We start from the raw sequence: 18,845 nt of genomic DNA, 5'->3' as shown, positions 1-18,845 counted from the left end.
CATGCGCATCAGCACACGAATGATTTATGACCAGGGCAGTTCGCAGCTGAACAATCTGCAGGGCGCCCTGAACCGTACGCAGATGCAGCTGTCGGCGAACCGCCGCAATCTGACGCCTGCCGACGATCCGATCGCCTCGGCGCGCGCGCTGGAAGTGACGCAGTCGCAATCGATCAATACCCAGTTCGTGACGAACCGTTCGAATGCGAAGAATTTCCTGTCACAGGAAGAGCTGGCGCTGGCCAGCACGGGTTCACTGATTGCGGACGTGAAAGACCTGGTCGTCAAGGCCGGCAATCCCGCGCTGAAAGACGTCGACCGCGAGACCCTGGCGAGGGAGCTGGAAGGGCGGCTGACCGACTTGCTGGGCATCGCCAACACGGCCGACGGCGCCGGTGGCTACCTGTTTTCCGGCTATAAATCCACCACCCAGCCATTCAGCCAGACGCCGACGGGCGCCACCTATGTGGGCGACCAGGGCCAGCGCGAATTGCAGGTGGGCTCGGCGCGCAACCTGGCGACCAGCGATTCCGGCGCCACCGTCTTTGAAAACAACCTGACCGGCAACGGCAAGTTCACCACGGCCGCCGCCGCCGGCAACTTCACGCGCGGTGGTTCCGGCATCGTTTCCGGCGGCACGGTGACGGACCCGACGGCATTGACGGGACATAAGTATTCCATTGACTTCAAGGTCGCGGGCACGGGTACGACTGCCGTCACCACGTATACCATCACCGACGCCACCTTGGGCCAGACGGTACCGAATCCCGCCGTGCCCGTCCCCTACAAGACTGGCGACACCATCACCTTCGACGGCCAGCAAGTCAACATCACGGGTGCGCCGGCCGACCAGGACAGCTTTACGCTGGAGCCGAGCGCCAAGGAATCGCTGTTTACCACCGTGAAAAACCTGATCGGCGTGCTGCGCCAGACGACCACTGGCGACGCGGGCCAGGCGCGCCTGGCGAACGGCTTGAACGCGGCCCACAATATACTCGACACGGCCTACGACAATGTGCTGTCGGTGCGCACCGAAGTGGGTGCCCGCATGAAAGAGCTCGATTATCTCGACAGCGCAGGCGACGACCTCGACCTCCAGTACGCCACCACCCTGTCGGACCTGCAAGACCTGGACATGGTGAAAGCCATTTCCACCTTCACCCAGCAGCAGGTCACCCTGCAGGCGGCGCAAAAAACATTCACCTCGATCTCGGGCCTGTCGCTGTTCAATTACATCAGCTAAGAGCTCGGTATCAGCTGGATGACCGGCAAGCCGGGGCAGGGAGAATACCTCCCGCCCCGGCTTTTTTACGTGCGCAAAATGGCCGCCTTGACAAGATGTACAGGCAAACTGTGCAGTCTACCTGTCTATCTGTTATACTGATGGCCGTTGATACACCCTATGGCTACCATGACCACTTTACAAGAAGACCACGAACAAGTGCTGCAACTGGCCGGCGAATTACGTATCCTGGTCGGCAAGCTGCGCCGCCGCCTGCGCGAAGAAGCGCATCTGGGCGATGTCAGCATGTCGCAGGCATCCGTGCTGAGCCGCCTCGAGCGCGATGGCCCGGCCACCGCCAGCAGCCTGGCGCGCGCCGAAGGCATGCGGCCCCAGTCGATGGCCGCCACCGTGCAAGCCTTGACGGAGGCGCGGATGGTGACGGGCTCGCCCGACCCGGCGGATGGCCGGCAGACGCTCTTGACCCTGACGGACAGTTGTCGCGCCTGGATCGCGGCCAGCCGTGCCGCGCGCGAGGACTGGCTGGCGCGCACCATTGAAACCCGGCTCACGCCGGACGAAGTCACCGAACTGAACCATGCGGTGGCCTTACTCAAACGCTTGGCGCAGTGATGCGCTGAATTTTCCACCACGACCCCGGCAAGGAGCCCGCACGCCCAGATGAACAACACCTTCCGTTCGTTACGCATTCCCAATTACCGTATCTGGGCCGGCGGTGCCCTGGTGTCGAATATCGGCACCTGGATGCAGCGCACGGCGCAAGATTGGCTGGTGCTGAGCGAATTGACGCAGCACAATGCCAGCGCCGTCGGCATCGTCATGGCCTTGCAATTCGGCCCGCAACTGCTGTTGCTGCCCCTGACGGGCATGGCAGCCGACTTGCTCGACCGCAGGAAATTGCTGCTGTGCACGCAGGCGGCCATGGGTTTGCTGGCGCTGGGACTCGGGATCTTGTGCATCAGCGGCCTGGTACAACTGTGGCATGTGTATGTGTTTGCTTTCCTGCTGGGCTGCGTGACGGCCTTCGATTCGCCCGTGCGCCAGACGTTTGTTGCCGAAATTGTCGGCGAGGAAGACTTGACGAATGCAGTGGCGCTCAATTCCACCTCGTTCAATGCGGCGCGCATGCTGGGCCCCGCAGTAGCAGGGCTGCTGATCAGCAGCGTCGGCAGTGGCTGGGTCTTCATCATCAACGCCGCCTCGTTTGCCGCCGTGATCGGTTCGCTGTTGCTGCTGCGCGTGCAATTGCTGCGCCGCGCGCCGCGCATCAAGGCCACGCGCGCCAGCCTGGGCGAGGGTTTCCGCTACGTGCGCCAGCGGCCCGACCTGATGGCCATCCTGCTGATGCTGTTCCTGATCGGCACTTTCGGCTTGAATTTCCCGATTTTCCTCTCGACCATGTCGGTCACGGCCTTCCATGCGGGCGCCGGCCAGTATGGCGTGCTCAGTTCCATCATGGCGTGCGGCTCCGTGGCCGGCGCCCTGCTGGCGGCGGGCCGTGGCCAGCCGACGCTGGCCTTGCTGCTGGGGGCGGCGGCGCTGTTCGGCCTGGCCTGCGCGCTGGCCGCCGTGATGCCCAATTACTGGCTGTTCGGCATGATGCTGGTGCTCATCGGCATCGCCGCGCAAACGTTTACCACCAGCGTCAACAGCAGCGTGCAACTGTCGACGGCACCCGCCATGCGGGGTCGCGTGATGGCTATCCTGCTGGCCATCTCGGCGGGCGGCACGCCGCTGGGCGCACCCGTCGTGGGCTGGGTGGCCGACACCTTCGGCCCGCGCTGGGCGCTGGGCATAGCCGCCCTGTCGGGGCTGGCGGCGGCGCTGGTCGGCGTGCGCTACCTGGTCAAACATCACCAGTTGCGTTTGAATGTCGATGTGCGGCGCTGGCGCTTCGCGTTCAGCAGCGACCAGCCCTGAGCCTGGCAATCAGGGCGGCAGCAGGCCCGTGCGGCCGGCAGCCAGGATGGCTGCGCTCAAACCGTCGAGCAGGCCGGACGCGGCGCGTGCCGTGTGCCAGTGCAGGGCATGGCGCGGCAATTCCACATGCCGGTGGCACAGGCGCCGCACCCAGCGCGATTGAAGCTCGTCCTTGGCATTGAACACGAGGCTGGGCGCCAGGGCCAGGCTGGCGGCGCCCACGCCGTGGGCAAAATACCGCTGCAGGAAGGCGGGACTGGCGGCCGCCAGGTAGCGCATGGCGCCCAGCGGGCGGCTGTTGCAGCCCGATGCGGGCCGGGCCATGGCGCTGACGGCGGCCAGCACGGTGCCGCTGCGCAGCCACTCGGCCGTATGGTCCTGGTCGTCAACGGCCACTTGCAGCAGCACCGGGTGCCCGGCGGCGAAGGCGGCGATGGCGGGCGCCAGCCAGGTGGCCAGGCTGTCGGCATTCACGGCGACGGGCACGCTGGCGCGCGACACGCCCAGTGCTGCCTGCGCCAGCGCCGGCAAGTTGCCCTGCAAATCCTGTTCGAGCAGTTGCACCTGGTCCACGTGCTGGCACAAGCGCCGGCCTGTTTCCGTGGCGCGGCAGGGTTGATCGCGTATCACCAGCGCGCAACCGACGCGCTCTTCCAGCAGGCGGATGCGCTGCGAAATGGCCGATGGCGTCACATGCAAGGCGCGCGCCGCGCGCTCAAAACTGCCTTCGCGGATGACGGCGGCCAGGGCGCCCAGGGCGGCATAGTCGAGCATGGATAAAGTTTTCCTTAAGTAGCAATAGAAAAGGTAGTTTGCCTTCATTGCGTGCGGCTGGCAAGATCGCCGCATGACACTCTCCGCCACCACCCCACTGGTTTTTTCCGTCTTTTTCCAGGGCATGACCCTGGGCCTGGGACTCATCGTTGCCATCGGCTCGCAAAATGCCTTTGTCTTGCGGCAAGGCCTGCGCCGCGAACACGTGGGCGCCATCGTGCTGTTTTGCGCGCTGGGCGGCTAGCCCTGATCAGCGCGCTGCCGGCAGCGCTGCTGGCGGCGCGGGGCGCAAGGGATTCGGCGGCGCGGGCGGCGGTGGGCGGTCGCGCGTGGCGAAGCCGCGCGGCAGCAAACGCGCCGCTTCTATGCCGCGCAGGAACATGTTCTGGAACGGCGTGGCCAGGTAGGGCAGGACCATGCTGATCACCAGCAAGCCCACGCCCAGGGTCACGGGAAAACCGATACCGAAAATGTTCAGCTGTGGCGCGGCCCGTGTCAAAATGCCCAGCGCCACGTTGGTCAGCAGCAGGGCGGCGATGATGGGCAGCGCAATTTGCAGGCCGGAGCGGAAGATTTCCCCGCCCCAGGCCGCCAATTGCTGGAAACCGCCGCCGCTGATGGGATTCGATGAAATGGGCAGGCTGACAAAGCTTTCCGCCAGCGCCGCCAGCAAGACCAGGTGGCCGTTGACTGTCAAAAACATCAAGGTGGCCAGCATGACGAGGAACTGGCTGATGGCGGAAGACCTGCCCTTGGTTTGCGGGTCGAAGAACGAGGCGAAGCCCAGGCCCATGGTGAGACTGCTGAGCTCGCCCGCCATTTCGACGGCGGAAAACACGATGCGGATGGAAAAGCCCATGGCCAGGCCCACCAGCATCTCTTGCGTCAGGATCAGCAAGCCGGGCAAGGACATCGGGTTGACGGCCGGCAAGGCCGGCACGGTGGGAGCGATGATCATGGCCAGCAGCGCGCCCAGGGTCACCTTGACGCTGGCCGGCACGGCCGCGTTGCCGAACAGGGGCGCGGCCGCAATCAGGCCGAGGATGCGGCTAAGCGGCCACAGCAGTGCTGCGATCCAGGTATTCAGTTCGATGCTCGACAGGGTCAGCATGGCAATGGTGGCTGCACTAACCCACCAGGTTCGGAATGCCGGTAAATACCTGGCGCATGTAGTCGAGCATGACGGACAGCATCCACGGACCGGCCACGACGAGGGCGACAAAGATGCCGACCAGCTTGGGGATGAAAGACAGGGTCGACTCGTTGATCTGCGTGGCCGCCTGGAAGATACTCACGATCAAGCCGATGATGAGGGCGACGAGCAGCATGGGCGCGGCCACCATCAGGGTGACTTCCATCGCATGGCGGCCCAGGGTCATGACGCTTTCGGGTGTCATCGTTTTCCCCTAGTAAAAACTCTGAGACAAGGAGCCCAGCAGTAATTGCCAGCCATCGACCAGCACGAACAGCATCAGCTTGAACGGCAGCGAGATCGTCGCCGGCGACATCATCATCATGCCCATCGACATCAGCACGCTGGCGACCACCATGTCGATGATCAAAAACGGGATGAAGATGGCAAAGCCGATCTGGAATGCCGTCTTCAGTTCGCTGGTGACGAAGGCGGGCACGAGGATGCGCAGCGGCACGTCTTCCGGGCCTTGCAGGGCCGGCGAGCGCGACATCTTGGCAAACAGCGCCAGGTCGGCCTGGCGCGTCTGCTTGAGCATGAAGGTTTTCAGGGGATCGACGCCCTTGTCCATGGCTTGCTGCATGCTGATCTTGTTTTCCTGATAAGGAAGATAGGCATCCGTATAAATCTTGTCGAACACGGGGCCCATGACGAACAGGGTCAGGAACAGGGCCAGTCCCACCAGCACCTGGTTCGGCGGCGCCGATTGCGTGCCGATGGCTTGGCGCAGCAGGGACAGCACGATGATGATGCGCGTGAAGCAGGTCATCATCAGGAGGGCCGCCGGCAGGAAGGTGAGCGACGTCATCAGGATGAGCGTCTGCACCGGCAGTGAGTAATTCTGTCCGCCGCCCGGCGCCGGCGTGCTGTTGAAGGCCGGGATACCCGGCTGGGCCATGGCCCACAGCGGCAAGGCCAGGGCCGCCGCCGCCAGCAGCCAGGTCAGGGGAGTCTTTACGTTGGACCACGCCATCTGCTGCTTATTTCCCATTGCGTTTTTCGATGGTCTGTTTCAGCCACTCGGAAAAATTGGCCGCCGCAGGGCCGTTTTGCGCCGTTGCCAATTGCGGCAACTCGCCTTCCTGGCGCGGCATGGTCGCCAGCGCGTTGATGCGGCCGGGCGAGGCGCCGACGACGATCCACTGGTCGGCCACTTCGACGAGGACGATGCGTTCGCGTCCGCCCAGATTGAGCGAACTGACGACGCGCATCTTGTTGTTGCCGCCCATGACTTTGGGGCCATAGCGCTTCATGAACCAGGCCAGGCCGATCAGCAGGGCCAGCACGAACACCAGCGCCAAGATGGTTTGCAGCAAGCTGCCGGCCGAGCTCGTCGGCGCCATCGTCATGGGCGCGCCCGCCGGCATGGCGGGCAGGGCGGCGGCAGGGGCGGGGGCCGCTGCAGCGGCGGCAGCGGGTTTTTCAGATGCCACTTCGGCAGTTGCACTGGCCGCCGCCGTTTCAGCCGGGACCGAAGCTGGTACGGGCGCCGAAGCGGGCGCCGCCAGCGCAATGCTGCATGCCGCCATGAGCGGCAGCACGGTGGAAATCAACAGGCCAGGCTTCATTTATTCAATTTTCGGATGCGTTCGGAAGGCGTGATGATATCGGTCAGGCGGATACCAAACTTGTCATTCACCACCACCACTTCGCCCTGGGCGATCAGGCAGCCGTTCACCAGCACGTCCATCGGTTCGCCCGCCAGGCCGTCGAGCTCGACCACGGAACCCTGTGCCAGTTGCAGCAAGTTCTTGATGGCGATCTTGGTGCGGCCCAGTTCGACTGTCAGCTGCACGGGAATATCGAGGATGAAATCGATATCGTTGTGCGTTTCCGACTTCGACGCCTGCTTGGAAAAGTCCTTGAACACGGCGGCGCTGGCCGCGCTGGCCGTATTGGCGGCCTGGTTTTGCAGCGCTTCGGCTTCCGCCTTGGCCTGCTCGGCAATGGCCGCGCCCCAATCGTCTTCCGCGCTTTGGTCGTCTTGGTTGTCAGACATGTGTTTCTCCTGTTGTGCAGATACGGGCCGCAACGCGGCCCGGGTAGTTATTTAGTGATTATTCATGTTATCGGAATTTGCCAACAACTTTTCAACCTTCAGCGCATATTGTCCGTTCAACACGCCATATGTGCAATCCATCACGGGCACGCCGTCGACGGTGGCGGCGATCAGTTCGGGAATATTCAGCGGAATGATGTCGCCCACCTTCATGTTCAAAATCTCGTCGAACGAGACGCGCGCCGTGCCCAGCGACGCCACCAGTTCGACTTCGGCGATCTGGATCTGCTGCGTCATCAGGCGGATCCAGCGCTTGTCCACTTCCAGCGCTTCGCCCTGCAGGCTCGAAGTCAGCGAATCGCGGATCGGCTCGATCATCGAGTACGGCATGCAGAAGTGGATTTGTCCGGAAACGGAGCCCAGTTCCACCGTAAACGTCGAGGCGACGACGACCTCGTTCGGCGTGGCGATGTTGGCGAACTGCGTGTTCATTTCCGAACGGATATATTCGAACTCGACGGGGAAGACCGGTTCCCACGACTTGGTATAGGCTTCAAAGACGATGTCGAGGATGCGCAAGATGATGCGCTGCTCCGTCTGCGTAAAGTCGCGTCCTTCGACACGCGTATGAAAACGTCCGTCGCCGCCAAACAGATTGTCGACCAGCAGGAACACCAGGCCCGGATCGAAGACCATCAGGGCCGTGCCGCGCAGCGGCTTCATGTGCACCAGGTTCAGATTGGTCGGCACCACCAGGTTGCGGATGAACTCGCTGTACTTCGACACGCGCACGGAACCCACCGACACTTCGGCACTGCGGCGCAGGAAGTTGAACAGGCCCACGCGCAGCAGGCGGGCGAAACGCTCGTTGATAATTTCCAACGTTGGCATCCGGCCGCGCACGATGCGCTCCTGGGTTGCCAGGTTGTAGGTACGAACTCCCGTGACATCTTCCGGCGCCTGCGCGTCGTCCTGGTCTCCGTTGACGCCCTTCAGAAGGGCATCGACTTCTTCCTGGGAGAGGAAATTATCGGCCATGGCTGCTTATTGAATGATGAATGCGGTAAATAATACGTCCGTCACGTCCTGCTCCGGCCCTTTGTCCTCGAACGGCTGGTTCACCTGATTGATGATTTCGGCCGCCAGTTGCTGCTTGCCTTCCACGGTATTGAGTTCGGATGCCTTCTTGCCGGACAGCAGCAGCAGCAAGCGGCTGCGCACTTTCGGCATGTTGACCTTGATCAAGTCCATTTCTTCCGGGCTGCTGGCCTGCAAGGTGAAGGCGATCTGCAGGTATTGCTCGCCATTTTCCGGCTGCAAGTTGACGGTGAAGGAATCGATGGGCACGAAGACGGGCGGACCTGCCTTGGAAGCGGCATGTTTTTTCTTGTTGGGCGCCGCTTCTTCTTTATCGGCCTTGCCATGCAGGAAGTACCAGGCTGCACCGCCACCGATGCCGCCGGCCACCAGCACCGAGGCCAGCACGATGATCAGAAGCTTCTTTTTCGAGGCGCCGGGGGGGCCAGGCCTGCATCTGCTTTCGGATCTGCTTTCATTTTTGGATTTGCTTTCAATGGTACACGAGTGCATGGAAGTGGATCACGACGCCATTATGTCATTATCGGCAAATTCTGCGCAGAAGGATGCAGTGAAAAGAGGGCGGAAGCGCCCTCAACTCGCTGTTTTTAGACGAAAAGTTACTCTCTGGCGGGTGCCTGATGCCTGCGGCCGACGAATTGGCCTCAGGCAAAGGTATCCACGGCACTCAGGCTGGGCCGGCTGCGTCCGCCCGCCGCCGGCGCGATGGCGATCTCGCCACCGGAGACGCCGCCGCCCTGGCCGTTGCCGCGGCGTTCGCCCGAGGCGGCACGCTCGCCATTGTGTTGCTGTTCCGGCGTGCCGGCCGAGACGGTAGCGCTGCCGAAGGCGATGCCCGCTTCGCTCATCATCTCGCGCAGGCGCGGCATGGCCGCTTCCAGCGCCTGGCGTACTTCGGGCTGGGCCGACATGAAGGCGGCATCGGCCTGGTCATTGGTGACCGTCAGGACCACTTGCACCGGTCCCAGGTCGGGCGGATTCAGGGTCAGGGTGGCGCTCTGGTCGCCACCGGCCGCCATCCACACGACCTTCTGTCCCAGCTGCTGGTCCCAGGCCGGCGTGCCGACCCGGCCCGTCAGCTTGTCTGCCGGCACGGCCACAGCGGCGGCGGCCTGCTGCAGCGCGCCTGGCTGCAACTGGGCTGCCAGGCGGCTCAGGTCGGCAGGTGCTTCCTTGATGATCGCGTCGCCCACGGCGCTGCCAGCCTTGGCCGTGGCCGCCAGCTGCGCATCGATGGCCAGCTTGCCCGGCTCGGCCTTGCCGCTCGGCACGCTGGTGCCTGGCGTGGCGCTGGTCTTGCCCTGGGCCAGGCCCAGGCTGTCGGCAAAGTCGCCGCTGTCGGCTTGCGCGATAACGGTGGCGGCGGCCTTGCCGCTGCCCTGGCCGGCTGCCAGCAAGGCCCCTGTTGCCAGGTTCTTGCCCTCGGCCTTGAGGCTGGCGCGCGCGGGCAGTTCTGGCGCGGCCTTGGCCGCTGGCGGCTGGATGGCCAGCTGGATGCTGCCCACCAGGGCCAGCATCTCGGCGGCCGGATCGGCCGGCGGCGCGACTGTCTCGGCGGGAATGGCGGGCACGCTGGCCTCGGCCGTGGCGCTATCGCTGGTGGCGGGCGCCTCGCTGGCCGGCGCGGAAGGCTGTTCCTTGTTGGCGGCCTGTTCGGTGCCCGCTTGCGCTGGCGTCGTTTCCCTGGCCGGCACCTGGGCGTGGGCCGGCGTTGCCGCATGGCTGGCGGGGCGGCTTGCCGCCGATGCTTGTCCCTGCGCTTGCTCCATATTGCGGCTGGCCTGGCGTTGCTCGATCTGGCGGTTCAGGGTGCGCTGGAAGTCGCCCGCGGTGCTGCTGGTGGGCGGCTGGCTGCGGTTGGCGGCGCCCGGCGTGGCATTCGGCGAGATAATCTGGGAAATCGGTGTTGGCTGGGTTTGCATGATGCTGCCTCAGTGTTGCTTAGCGTTTGTAATAGGCTTGTCGCGCCGCGTGCTCATCCATTGCTTTCTGGTCGCGCTTGTTTTCCAGCTTCAGCGCCTGTTCCTGCGCCCGGTTATTCAGGGTGGTGTACGACATGCGCTTGCGTTCGGCCAGTTGCCAGCGCATCTTTTCATTCTCGCTGCGTGCTTGCGCATGCTCGACCACTTGCTGCTGGCCCTGGATGGCGCTGTCGAGCTTGACCATGAAGGCCTGGAAGTTGCGGTAAGCCATGGGCGTGATGCCGTTGCTCATGCTTGCCTCGAAGCGTTGGGCATAATCGTCGCGGTAGCCGGACAGCATGTCGAGCTTCTGGCGGCAATCGTCGAGCGCTTTCAGGGCTGCGCCCAGGCGCTTGGCGCAGTCATCCGTTTCGCGCTGGGCAAGGTCGATCAGGGTTGCAAGTTGGGAAGGAGAAGCCATGCCTGATTATATTCCCGCCATGCAAGCCCTAATCAGTCGAATAGAGCGGTAAGTTGCCCCAAGCTCTCGTCCATGCTGACCCGCTCGGTGATTTGCTGTTGCAAAAACGCCTCGATATTTTCATGCAGGGCGATGGCCTGGTCCAGTACGGGGTCGGTGCCGGCGCTGTAGGCGCCCACGCTGATCAGGTCGCGGCTGCGTTCATAGCGCGAATACAGTTGCTTCAGCTTGCGCGCCTGCTGCTGGTGTTCATGTGTGGTGATCGAGTGGGCGGCGCGAGAAATCGATTGCTCGATGTCAATGGCGGGATAATGGCCTGCCTCGGCCAGGCGCCGGTTCAGCACGATGTGGCCATCGAGAATCGCACGTGCCGAGTCGGCGATCGGGTCTTGCTGGTCGTCGCCCTCGGTCAGCACGGTGTAGAAGGCAGTGATCGAGCCACCGCCTTCCTCGCCATTACCGGCCCGTTCCACCAGCACGGGCAGCTTGGCGAAGACGGACGGCGGATACCCCTTGGTGGCAGGCGGTTCGCCGATGGCCAGGGCGATTTCGCGCTGCGCCATGGCGTAGCGGGTCAGTGAATCCATGATCAACAGCACGTTTTGCCCCTGGTCGCGGAAATACTCGGCAATGGCCGTCGCATACGCGGCGCCCTGCAGGCGCATCAGCGGCGGCGTGTCGGCCGGTGCCGCCACGACGACGGAGCGGGCCAGGCCTTCCGCACCGAGGATTTGCTCGATGAATTCCTTCACTTCGCGTCCCCGTTCGCCGATCAGGCCGACGACGATCACGTCCGCTTCCGTGTAGCGGGCCATCATGCCCAGCAGCACGCTCTTGCCCACGCCGGAACCGGCGAACAGGCCCATGCGCTGGCCCCGGCCCACGGTCAGCATGGCATTGATCGAGCGCACGCCCACGTCCAGCGTGGTCACGATGGGCGCACGGCCCAGCGGATTGGCGGGACGCACATTGATGGGGGCGCTGTCCGTCGTGAGCAGCGGGCCCAGCTGGTCGAGCGGGCGGCCCGCGCCATCGAGCACGCGGCCCAGCAGTTGCGGTCCCACGGGCAGGTGGCGCGCGCGGTCGCTGGGGCGGCGGCGCGGATGCGCCACGCTGCCGGGACGTGGGATGGCCGGTTCGACGGAAAACACGCGCGTGCCGGGCACGATGCCTTCGACGTCGCTTTGCGGCATCAAAAACAGGCGCTCGCCTTCGAAACCCACGACTTCCGCCTCGACCCGCCCGCCATTCGGCAGCGGCACGGTGCAGGCGGCGCCGACGGCCAGGCGCAGGCCCACCGCTTCCATCACCAGGCCGGCCACGCGCGTGACCCGGCCCGATATTTGCATCGGTTCCACAAAGCCGACCACGGCCGAACAGTCGCTCAGGTAGGCGCGCCAGCGCGCCGCATGGGCCGTGGGGCCTTTGACGGGCTCGCTCACGGCGCCAGCCAGTCCAGGTCCTTGCCCAGCGCATGCGTCAGGCGCTGCCAGCGGGTGGAGCTTTGCGCATCGATCTGGTTGCTGGCCGTGTCGATCTTGCAACCGCCGCGTTCCACGGACGGGTCTTCGATGACACGCCAGCCACCCTTGTCGAGCTCATCGCCGATGCCGTTGCGCACCACTTGCGCATCTTCCGGATTGAGCATCAGCAAGGCCGGTTGTTGCAGCACAGGCAAATATTCGATAGCTTCCCTTACCATCGGCAGCATCAGTTCTGGGCGCACGGGCAAGGCCGTCTTCAGCATGGCCTTGGCCAGTTGCAAGGCCAGTTCCATGACGTCGTTGGCGATCAGTTCATCGGCCTGGTGCACTGCCGTGCCGAAGTCGACGGCGATGGTTTGCAGATGTGCCAGTTCCACGCCGGACGCCGCCTTGCCTTCGGCATACGACTGCGCATGGCCATCGGCATGTCCGGCCGCGTGGCCTTCCGCATAGCCGGCGGTGCGGCCCTCATCGAAGGCGGTGGCGCGCGCTTCCTCGCGGATGGCGTCGAGTTCTTCCTGCGTCGGGTATTCCAGCGGCGCGGCAGGCTCTGCTTCCGACAGCTCGCCGTATGGATCCATTTCCGGGTCGAACTCGGGTTCAGGATCGGGTTCGAGCAGCTTGCGCGCCGCCACAACGCTGGGACGCTCGTCGCCAAACGAGGTCATTTCCCAGCGCTGGTAAGCGGTTTGTTGCTCTTTGGGTATTAAATTAGACAAACGAATCCTCGCCTTTTCCACCCAGGACTATCTGCCCTTCGTCCGCCAGGCGGCGCACGATTTGCAGGATCTGTTTCTGCTGCGATTCCACTTCCGACAGGCGCACGGGACCTTTCGACTCCAGATCTTCGCGCATCATCTCGCCGGCACGCTGCGACATGTTCTTGAAGATCTTGTCGCGCAGCTCTTGCGAGGCGCCTTTCAGGGCGATGATCAGCATTTCCGACTGTACTTCGCGCAGCAGCAGCTGGATGCCGCGGTCGTCGATGTCGATCACGTTGTCGAACACGAACATTTCGTCCATGATCTTTTGCGCCATGTCGTTGTCGTAGTTCTTGATATTGTCCATGACGGAGCCTTCCTGCTCGCCGCTCATGAAGTTGAGGATCTCGGCCGCTGCGCGCACGCCGCCCAGCGACGATTTCTTGATGTTTTCGTTACCCGACAGCAGTTTCGTCAGCACATCGTTGAGTTCGCGCAAGGCGGCCGGCTGCACGCCGTCCAGGGTGGCGATGCGCAAGACCACGTCGTTGCGCAGGCGGTCCGTGAAATGGCCGAGGATTTCGCACGCCTGGTCGCGTTCCAGGTGGACCAGGATGGTGGCGATGATCTGCGGGTGTTCGTTGCGGATCAGCTCGGACACGGATTGCGAATCCATCCACTTCAGTGATTCGATGCCGGATGCATCCTTGCCGCCCAAGATGCGCGACAGCAGCACGGATGCCTTGTCGTCGCCCAGCGCCTTGGTCAGCACCTGGCGGATGTATTCGTCCGAATCGAGGCCGACGGTGGAATTGAGTTCCGTCTGCGCGCGGAAGTCGTCGAGCACCTCGACCACTTGCTCGTGCGCGATGCCCTTCATGGTGGCCATGGCGGCGCCCAGTTTCAGCACTTCGCGCGGTCCGAGGAATTTCATGACCTCGGCCGCTTCGCTCTCGCCCAGTGCCAGCATCAGGATCGATGCTTTTTGCAGTCCCGTTGTCTCACTCATTATTGCCTATCCATGCTTTGATGATGTTGGCCACCACGCGCGGGTCGTCCTGTGCCAGTTTCCTGGCCATCGCCAGGTTTTCGCGATAACCGCGCGCCGTATCTTCTTCCAGCTCTTCCAGTTCCGCTTCGCTGAGCAGAACTTCGTTTTCTGCGCCGTCCTTGGCCAGTTCCGGCTCGATGACAGGCGGTGGCGCGCCGAAATCGTCGATCTTGCGCATCACGGGGCGCAGCATCGGGCGCACGATCTTGATGAAGATATACAGCAGGATCAGGGCCGTGATGAGGAATTTCGCCAGTTCCTTGGCCAGCGGCAGGTTGGCCGGGTCGCGCCACCACTCCAGCTTGCCTTCCGGCGCGCGGTCGATGCCGTCGAAGGGCGAGTTGGCCACGCTGAAGCTGTCGCCGCGCTCCTTGTTGTAGCCCATCGCTTCCTTGACCAGGTTATTGATCTGCACCATTTCGGCAGGCGAAATCGGCTTGACCGTGACCTTGCCATCCTTGTCGAAGCTGCGGCGGTAGTTGACGACGACGGCCACCGACAGGCGGCGCAAGCCGCCCATGGATTTCTGCTCGTAGCGCACGGTCTTGTCAACTTCGTAATTTGTCGTCGATTCTTTCTGGCTCGGCGCCGTCGCTGCGCCGGCCGGTGCGCCTGGCGCTTCCGCCGTCAGCGGCGCCGTGGCCACGCCCGGCGGCTGGTTCGACAGGGCGCCCGGCACGCCGGACGGGTTGGCATTGCCGGCGCCCGTCGATTCGCTCGTTTGCTGGCTGCGGATGGTGGACGCTTCCGGCGGCGAGTTCGGCTTGTAGGTTTCGGCCGCCTGCTCGCTTTGCGAGAAATCCACGTCGGCCGTCGCTTCGGCGCGCACATTGCCTTCGCCGACGATGGGCAGCAAGATCGATTCGACTTGCTTGATCACGCTTTGCTGCAATTGCTGCACGTACTTTAACTGGTTCGGGTCCAGGCTCTTGATGCCGTTGGCGCGGTCCTTGTCCTTTTCCTGGTTCGACAGCAAGCTGCCGGCCTGGTCGACCACGGTGACATTGACTGGAAGCAATTCCGGCACGCTGGACGCCACCAGGTGCACGATGGCGCTTACCTGCAATTGATCGAGGCCGCGGCCCGGATGCAGGTTCAGCAGCACGGAAGCCGTGGGTTTTTGCTGTTCGCGCACGAAGACGGACGGTTTGGGCAGGGCCAGGTGGACGCGCGCCGTATCGACGGCGGACACCGATTCGATCGATTTCGCCAGTTCGCCTTCGAGGGCGCGCTGGAAATTGACCTGTTCCAGAAATTGCGAGACGCCCAGCTTCTGGTTTTCCATCAGTTCGAAGCCCACGTTGCCGCCTTTCGGCAAGCCTTGCGCGGCCAGTTTCAGGCGCGCATCGTGAACTTGCTCGGTGGGCACGAGAATGGCGCCGCCGCCTTCGGAAAACTTGTGCTTGATGCCCAGCTGGTCCAGCGACGCGGTGATGGCGCCGCCGTCGCGGTCCGTATAATTGGAAAACAGGACCTTGTACTCGGGTGGCTGGTTCCACATGTACAGGGCCACGCCGATGGCAATCAGTGCGGCCACACCCAGGCCGCGCAGGAAATTCTTGCCCATCGGCGTCTTGGCGAACGCTTGCACGGACTCCACGGGCGAGCGGGCAGGCGCCGGTTCCGGCGGTATGCGGTTCACATCGATTTCTTCGGCTACAGCCATGATTGCCTTCCAGGGCGTGTGGTTTGACGGGTGTTCGGTGGTGCGTGGGGGCCGCTTCCTCGGGAGGAGGGGCGATATGCAGAATTATCCGCCACTGTCACGCGCTTCAATCGTCCAAACAGAAGGCGCTTTTGCCGCCTGCTCGGCCGAGCGGCTGGCGTTGGCGCTGGTATTGTGGAACCCTGGCAACATGTGACGGAAGTTATTGTACCCGTCGTTGCCTTGCAAGCCAGGGTTTTGTTCTCTGGGTGCAACAGGCATGGAACAGATATGAAGCAGACCAGAATCGGGAGGCAAAGTGAAAACAGGCGGTATCGATAGCAGCAGGATCGAGGCGATGATCGCGCAACTGAAGTCGGCGGCCACGCGGCCGGAGGCGAAAATACCGGCGATCCAGACCGAAATGCCGGCAGCGAAGGTGAATTTTGCCGATGCCTTCAAGAGCGCGCTGGACTCCGTGAGCAGTTCGCAACAGGCTTCGTCGGCGATGGGGCAGCGCTTTACCATGGGCGACGAAAAGGTCAGCCTGTCGGATGTGATGGTGTCGATGCAAAAGTCCAGCATCGAATTCCAGGCGACGGTGCAGGTGCGCAATAAATTAGTGTCGGCGTATCACGAGATCATGAATATGCAGGTGTAAAGTTTCATTTACCCCAAAGGCAAGTTCCGGGGTCAGACCCGGCGGGTCTGACCCCAGCTTTCGGCTGGGGTATCAGCTGAGTCCAGCCATCCGCGCATTCCGTTCTCGTTCGAGGCGCGTGATATAGCGCTGCACGTGCGCCAGCATGCTGCGCGGCAGGTCGACGAACTGGCAGCCCAGGCGGCGGTTCAGCTTGTTGTTCAGCAAGGTCATGTCCAGCGAATTGCGAATTTGCAAGGTGGCGGTGACGATGCCGACGTCAGGCAAGTCGATGCGGCAACCTGGATAGTCCCTGCCGATGGTCTCGCCCAGTATCAGCTTATTGTCCAGGATGGCGATGCCGCCGCAGCTGATGTCGGCCAGCGGAAACGGGGCGTCGGCGCCGCCCAGCGAGGGCGGCAGGGGAATCGAGACGCGCACGGGATTGCTCACGGGCGTGGTCATGCGGTAATACTCGCGCCGCTGCAGGCGGATCAATGTTTCTGGAATGGCAATTTTCAAGGCGGGAGTGCCGCCGTAATTGCACTCTTGCACCTGGGCACTGGCAAACAGGATGCGGATCTTGTCGAGCGACGTTTCAAACGAGATACCCTTGGCGGCCAGCATGCGCCGGTTCTGGTCAGCGTTCACGGAACGGTCGAGGATGACGGTATTGTGGTCGGCATCGACTTCCAGGATGGAGGTGACGCACACATCGGATTCACCATGGATCAGCATGCGGATCAGCTGGTTCTTTTCGCTGATACTACGCAGCAAGGCGACGATTTCCCGCCGCGATTCCACTTCAAAGTCATGCCAGTTTTCGAGGCCGGAATCCATAATATGTGCTTGCATTGATGCCTGTCTATGTATCGGTGAGGTTGATGCTGGTGTCGGGCGGCGGCGGGATCGGTCCGCCATTCGCAGATTCAATATGATATAACCAGGCCAGCAGTTCCGCAATCGCCCGATACAGGCCGGGCGGAATCTGGCGGTCCAGGTCGACATCCATCAGCAGCGCCACCAATTCCTTCGATTCATGCACGAAGACGCCGTGTTCGCGCGCCGTGCTGATGATCTGGTCCGCGATCAGGCCGCTGCCCTTGGCCACCACCTTGGGCGCTGGCGTGCCGCTCTGGTAGGCCAGGGCGACGGCCGTCTGCGGCACCTTGCGCTTGGTGTCGTCAAGCATCATCTGTTTCCGCTGGCTCGGCCGCTTCCGGCTTGCCGGCGATCGTCAATGACGACAGGGGCCAGCCGGCGGCGTCCAGCGACGCTTCCAGCCGCGCCGCATGCTGGCGCAAGGTATCGGCGCTGGCCTCGCTGCCGGCCTGCAGCTGGATGGCCACCCGGCCGCCCTGCAAGACCACGTGCGCGGCCAGGTCGCCCAGCAGGGGGAACTGGAAGCGCACATTGCTGCGCCAGGCCGTCGCTTCCTCGTCGCCCTGCGTGCCAGCGTGCTGCTGTCCTTCCGGTGCATCCTGGCTGATATCCCACTGCATCTTCTGGCCCGGCCAGGCTTCGCCCTGCCACTGCACGCGCGCCTGTTCGTGCGTATGCAGCTGTAAATTGATCAGCTGCGCCGAGGCCAGGTCGGTGCCCGTCCTGGGCGTCTCGCCCGGCGCGGCCTTTTGCATTTGCGGTTCCAGCAGCAGCGAGGCCAGCGGGCGCTTGCCTTCGGCCCATTCGGCCACATGCGATTCATAGAACAGGCCGCTGCTGCCGAGCGTGTCGCGCAGCTTTTGCGCCAGCTGGGCGGGATCGGCTCCCGGCGCGGCCATCAGCGGCGTCTTGCCGACCAGCGCCAAGGGGGCGCCGGGCACGCTTTCAGCCTGACTGAGTACGCTGCTGATGGCGCGCGCGGTGGTGCTCAGTTCCGGCGCCGGTGTATCGCCTGCCAGGGCGGGCAGCAAATTGGCCGGCGTCAGCGGTGCGCGGCTGAGCAGGGTGGCGGCCGTGCTGCTGGCGCGCGTGCCCGCTTGGGCGGCGCCGGCCTGGGAGCTCCGTGCTTCGGCCGCGTCGGGTTCGGCCTGCGCGTCGGCATACGTCAGCAGGGCGCTGGCGGGCTGGTCGCGGTTGTTGCCGATTTGAAATGAGGGGCGGGGATTGATGCCGATCAGGGTCAGGGGAATTTCCGTGCCCAGCTGGGCGCCTGCGGGCAGCTGCATGCGGGCCGGCGTGCCGGCCACACGCACCAGGTAGCTGCCATCACCCATGCGCGCCAGCACCTGGCCCTGCATGGATTTGCCGATCAGTCCTTGCAGCGAGCGCTGGAACTCGGCCTGGCGCGGGTCGGCGACGGCGTCGGCCGGGCGCGCGCCCTTGACCGGGGTCAGGGGCGGCATGCCGATGGCATCCATCTTCGGCAACATGGCGCCCCCGCTTGCGTTTAGACGCCGTAGGCGTTGGCCAGGCGCCGTTCGGTGCCCGTGCTGTTGATCAGCTTGGACAAATGCGCCATCCACGGCATGGTCAGGTCGCGGATCTTGCGGTCGTCTTCCAGGATCTGCTTGATCAGGGCAACCTTGCGCTGGCGGCCGGCGCTTTCCAGCACGACTTTTGCTTCATTCGCTTTCAGCGCTTCCGCGTGTGCGCTCACTTGCTGCTCCAGCGCTTCGAGCGCGTCCCAGTCGGCGTTGCTGGCGGCGGTCACCATCCGGCCCGTCAGGGTCTGCATGGTTTCATAGGTGGTCAGGACTTCTTGATGGGTCATCAT

Annotated in this window: 23 protein-coding genes and 1 pseudogene; 5 read left to right on the top strand and 19 right to left on the bottom strand. The window is 63.6% G+C overall.

What is annotated here, in order from left to right; all coding sequences use genetic code 11:
* Nucleotide 1: 1 nt before the first annotated feature.
* The 3 genes from flgL (at nt 2) to CNX70_RS23340 (ending at nt 3,163) form a co-directional block, all read left to right on the top strand.
* Nucleotides 2-1,243, top strand: a complete 1,242-nt coding sequence (gene flgL, locus CNX70_RS23350) for a flagellar hook-associated protein FlgL (protein ID WP_167389712.1) — start codon at nt 2-4, stop codon at nt 1,241-1,243.
* Between the two features lie 168 nt (nt 1,244-1,411).
* Nucleotides 1,412-1,855 carry a MarR family winged helix-turn-helix transcriptional regulator gene (locus CNX70_RS23345; RefSeq protein WP_096238645.1) on the top strand — a complete coding sequence of 148 codons (444 nt, stop codon included), beginning with the start codon at nt 1,412-1,414 and terminating at the stop codon, nt 1,853-1,855.
* 48 nt (nt 1,856-1,903) lie between these two features.
* Entirely contained in the window at nt 1,904-3,163 is a 1,260-nt protein-coding gene (locus CNX70_RS23340) for an MFS transporter (protein ID WP_096237485.1), read from the top strand.
* Between the two features lie 9 nt (nt 3,164-3,172).
* On the opposite strand, the gene CNX70_RS23335 is transcribed toward CNX70_RS23340, so the two are convergent.
* Nucleotides 3,173-3,937, bottom strand: coding sequence for an ArgP/LysG family DNA-binding transcriptional regulator (locus CNX70_RS23335; RefSeq protein WP_096237483.1), 765 nt, complete (start codon nt 3,935-3,937; stop codon nt 3,173-3,175).
* A 73-nt stretch (nt 3,938-4,010) separates the two neighbouring features.
* On the opposite strand from CNX70_RS23335, the pseudogene CNX70_RS23330 reads away from it, so the two are divergent.
* A pseudogene (locus CNX70_RS23330) lies at nt 4,011-4,172 on the top strand (amino acid transporter); the annotation flags it as partial.
* 15 nt (nt 4,173-4,187) lie between these two features.
* Here the strand turns inward: CNX70_RS23330 and fliR are convergent.
* From fliR to CNX70_RS29020, 14 genes are all read right to left on the bottom strand, one after another.
* Nucleotides 4,188-5,048 carry a flagellar biosynthetic protein FliR gene (gene fliR / locus CNX70_RS23325; protein ID WP_096237481.1) on the bottom strand — a complete coding sequence of 287 codons (861 nt, stop codon included), beginning with the start codon at nt 5,046-5,048 and terminating at the stop codon, nt 4,188-4,190.
* Nucleotides 5,049-5,064: 16 nt separating this feature from the next.
* Nucleotides 5,065-5,334: a flagellar biosynthesis protein FliQ gene (fliQ, locus tag CNX70_RS23320; RefSeq protein ID WP_071075857.1), complete on the bottom strand. Its 270-nt coding sequence runs from the start codon at nt 5,332-5,334 to the stop codon at nt 5,065-5,067.
* 9 nt (nt 5,335-5,343) lie between these two features.
* Nucleotides 5,344-6,102, bottom strand: coding sequence for a flagellar type III secretion system pore protein FliP (fliP, locus tag CNX70_RS23315; protein ID WP_096238644.1), 759 nt, complete (start codon nt 6,100-6,102; stop codon nt 5,344-5,346).
* 7 nt (nt 6,103-6,109) lie between these two features.
* Nucleotides 6,110-6,697, bottom strand: coding sequence for a flagellar biosynthetic protein FliO (gene fliO / locus CNX70_RS23310; protein WP_096237479.1), 588 nt, complete (start codon nt 6,695-6,697; stop codon nt 6,110-6,112).
* Entirely contained in the window at nt 6,694-7,128 is a 435-nt protein-coding gene (fliN, locus tag CNX70_RS23305) for a flagellar motor switch protein FliN (protein WP_034754038.1), read from the bottom strand. The genes fliO and fliN overlap by 4 nt, the downstream gene beginning before the upstream one ends.
* 51 nt (nt 7,129-7,179) lie before the next feature.
* Complete coding sequence (gene fliM, locus CNX70_RS23300; RefSeq protein WP_071075860.1) at nt 7,180-8,166, bottom strand: flagellar motor switch protein FliM; 987 nt, start codon at nt 8,164-8,166, stop codon at nt 7,180-7,182.
* Between the two features lie 6 nt (nt 8,167-8,172).
* Nucleotides 8,173-8,613, bottom strand: coding sequence for a flagellar basal body-associated protein FliL (gene fliL, locus CNX70_RS23295; protein WP_341865533.1), 441 nt, complete (start codon nt 8,611-8,613; stop codon nt 8,173-8,175).
* Between the two features lie 257 nt (nt 8,614-8,870).
* Nucleotides 8,871-10,148, bottom strand: a complete 1,278-nt coding sequence (locus CNX70_RS23290; protein ID WP_244198935.1) for a flagellar hook-length control protein FliK — start codon at nt 10,146-10,148, stop codon at nt 8,871-8,873.
* A 19-nt stretch (nt 10,149-10,167) separates the two neighbouring features.
* Nucleotides 10,168-10,608 carry a flagellar export protein FliJ gene (fliJ, locus tag CNX70_RS23285; protein ID WP_071075863.1) on the bottom strand — a complete coding sequence of 147 codons (441 nt, stop codon included), beginning with the start codon at nt 10,606-10,608 and terminating at the stop codon, nt 10,168-10,170.
* Nucleotides 10,609-10,640: 32 nt separating this feature from the next.
* Entirely contained in the window at nt 10,641-11,957 is a 1,317-nt protein-coding gene (gene fliI, locus CNX70_RS23280) for a flagellar protein export ATPase FliI (protein ID WP_244199198.1), read from the bottom strand.
* Nucleotides 11,958-12,046: 89 nt separating this feature from the next.
* Nucleotides 12,047-12,760 carry a flagellar assembly protein FliH gene (locus CNX70_RS23275; protein WP_096237476.1) on the bottom strand — a complete coding sequence of 238 codons (714 nt, stop codon included), beginning with the start codon at nt 12,758-12,760 and terminating at the stop codon, nt 12,047-12,049.
* A 43-nt stretch (nt 12,761-12,803) separates the two neighbouring features.
* A complete protein-coding gene (fliG, locus tag CNX70_RS23270) occupies nt 12,804-13,802 on the bottom strand; it encodes a flagellar motor switch protein FliG (RefSeq protein WP_071075865.1) in 999 nt (332 codons plus the stop codon).
* Nucleotides 13,795-15,510: a flagellar basal-body MS-ring/collar protein FliF gene (gene fliF, locus CNX70_RS23265; RefSeq protein WP_096237474.1), complete on the bottom strand. Its 1,716-nt coding sequence runs from the start codon at nt 15,508-15,510 to the stop codon at nt 13,795-13,797. The genes fliG and fliF overlap by 8 nt, the downstream gene beginning before the upstream one ends.
* Before the next feature lie 84 nt (nt 15,511-15,594).
* On the bottom strand, nt 15,595-15,951 hold the full coding sequence (locus CNX70_RS29020) for a hypothetical protein (protein WP_243136610.1): 357 nt from the start codon (nt 15,949-15,951) through the stop codon (nt 15,595-15,597).
* Here CNX70_RS29020 and fliE point away from each other — a divergent pair.
* Nucleotides 15,848-16,150: a flagellar hook-basal body complex protein FliE gene (gene fliE, locus CNX70_RS23255; RefSeq protein ID WP_243136536.1), complete on the top strand. Its 303-nt coding sequence runs from the start codon at nt 15,848-15,850 to the stop codon at nt 16,148-16,150. The genes CNX70_RS29020 and fliE overlap by 104 nt on opposite strands.
* Nucleotides 16,151-16,222: 72 nt before the next feature.
* Here the strand turns inward: fliE and CNX70_RS23250 are convergent, their stop codons facing one another.
* The 4 genes from CNX70_RS23250 to CNX70_RS23235 are packed head-to-tail and all read right to left on the bottom strand — an operon-like array spanning nt 16,223 to nt 18,845.
* Nucleotides 16,223-16,969 carry a flagellar brake protein gene (locus tag CNX70_RS23250; protein WP_096237468.1) on the bottom strand — a complete coding sequence of 249 codons (747 nt, stop codon included), beginning with the start codon at nt 16,967-16,969 and terminating at the stop codon, nt 16,223-16,225.
* Between the two features lie 25 nt (nt 16,970-16,994).
* A complete protein-coding gene (locus tag CNX70_RS23245; protein WP_096238642.1) occupies nt 16,995-17,321 on the bottom strand; it encodes an EscU/YscU/HrcU family type III secretion system export apparatus switch protein in 327 nt (108 codons plus the stop codon).
* Nucleotides 17,314-18,501, bottom strand: a complete 1,188-nt coding sequence (gene fliK / locus CNX70_RS23240) for a flagellar hook-length control protein FliK (RefSeq protein WP_096237466.1) — start codon at nt 18,499-18,501, stop codon at nt 17,314-17,316. The genes CNX70_RS23245 and fliK overlap by 8 nt, the downstream gene beginning before the upstream one ends.
* A gap of 17 nt (nt 18,502-18,518) precedes the next feature.
* On the bottom strand, nt 18,519-18,845 hold the full coding sequence (locus tag CNX70_RS23235) for a flagellar protein FliT (protein WP_096237464.1): 327 nt from the start codon (nt 18,843-18,845) through the stop codon (nt 18,519-18,521).

The sequence above is a fragment of the Janthinobacterium svalbardense genome (assembly GCF_002327145.1).
GTDB lineage: Bacteria > Pseudomonadota > Gammaproteobacteria > Burkholderiales > Burkholderiaceae_D > Janthinobacterium > Janthinobacterium tructae.
The sequence above is the reverse complement of the archived record's forward strand: the minus strand, read 5'-3'. Positions and strand labels throughout refer to the sequence as shown.

What these genes read in the sequence shown, in the direction of transcription:
- flgL (WP_167389712.1), top strand. Translation starts at nt 2, where the DNA reads ATGCGCATCAGCACACGAATGATTTATGACCAGGGCAGTTCGCAGCTG.
- CNX70_RS23345 (WP_096238645.1), top strand. Translation starts at nt 1,412, where the DNA reads ATGACCACTTTACAAGAAGACCACGAACAAGTGCTGCAACTGGCCGGC.
- CNX70_RS23340 (WP_096237485.1), top strand. Translation starts at nt 1,904, where the DNA reads ATGAACAACACCTTCCGTTCGTTACGCATTCCCAATTACCGTATCTGG.
- CNX70_RS23335 (WP_096237483.1), bottom strand. Translation starts at nt 3,937, where the DNA reads ATGCTCGACTATGCCGCCCTGGGCGCCCTGGCCGCCGTCATCCGCGAA.
- fliR (WP_096237481.1), bottom strand. Translation starts at nt 5,048, where the DNA reads ATGCTGACCCTGTCGAGCATCGAACTGAATACCTGGATCGCAGCACTG.
- fliQ (WP_071075857.1), bottom strand. Translation starts at nt 5,334, where the DNA reads ATGACACCCGAAAGCGTCATGACCCTGGGCCGCCATGCGATGGAAGTC.
- fliP (WP_096238644.1), bottom strand. Translation starts at nt 6,102, where the DNA reads ATGGCGTGGTCCAACGTAAAGACTCCCCTGACCTGGCTGCTGGCGGCG.
- fliO (WP_096237479.1), bottom strand. Translation starts at nt 6,697, where the DNA reads ATGAAGCCTGGCCTGTTGATTTCCACCGTGCTGCCGCTCATGGCGGCA.
- fliN (WP_034754038.1), bottom strand. Translation starts at nt 7,128, where the DNA reads ATGTCTGACAACCAAGACGACCAAAGCGCGGAAGACGATTGGGGCGCG.
- fliM (WP_071075860.1), bottom strand. Translation starts at nt 8,166, where the DNA reads ATGGCCGATAATTTCCTCTCCCAGGAAGAAGTCGATGCCCTTCTGAAG.
- CNX70_RS23290 (WP_244198935.1), bottom strand. Translation starts at nt 10,148, where the DNA reads ATGCAAACCCAGCCAACACCGATTTCCCAGATTATCTCGCCGAATGCC.
- fliJ (WP_071075863.1), bottom strand. Translation starts at nt 10,608, where the DNA reads ATGGCTTCTCCTTCCCAACTTGCAACCCTGATCGACCTTGCCCAGCGC.
- fliI (WP_244199198.1), bottom strand. Translation starts at nt 11,957, where the DNA reads ATGCAAATATCGGGCCGGGTCACGCGCGTGGCCGGCCTGGTGATGGAA.
- CNX70_RS23275 (WP_096237476.1), bottom strand. Translation starts at nt 12,760, where the DNA reads ATGACCTCGTTTGGCGACGAGCGTCCCAGCGTTGTGGCGGCGCGCAAG.
- fliG (WP_071075865.1), bottom strand. Translation starts at nt 13,802, where the DNA reads ATGAGTGAGACAACGGGACTGCAAAAAGCATCGATCCTGATGCTGGCA.
- fliF (WP_096237474.1), bottom strand. Translation starts at nt 15,510, where the DNA reads ATGGCTGTAGCCGAAGAAATCGATGTGAACCGCATACCGCCGGAACCG.
- fliE (WP_243136536.1), top strand. Translation starts at nt 15,848, where the DNA reads ATGATCGCGCAACTGAAGTCGGCGGCCACGCGGCCGGAGGCGAAAATA.
- CNX70_RS23250 (WP_096237468.1), bottom strand. Translation starts at nt 16,969, where the DNA reads ATGGATTCCGGCCTCGAAAACTGGCATGACTTTGAAGTGGAATCGCGG.
- CNX70_RS23245 (WP_096238642.1), bottom strand. Translation starts at nt 17,321, where the DNA reads ATGCTTGACGACACCAAGCGCAAGGTGCCGCAGACGGCCGTCGCCCTG.
- fliK (WP_096237466.1), bottom strand. Translation starts at nt 18,501, where the DNA reads ATGTTGCCGAAGATGGATGCCATCGGCATGCCGCCCCTGACCCCGGTC.
- CNX70_RS23235 (WP_096237464.1), bottom strand. Translation starts at nt 18,845, where the DNA reads ATGATGACCCATCAAGAAGTCCTGACCACCTATGAAACCATGCAGACC.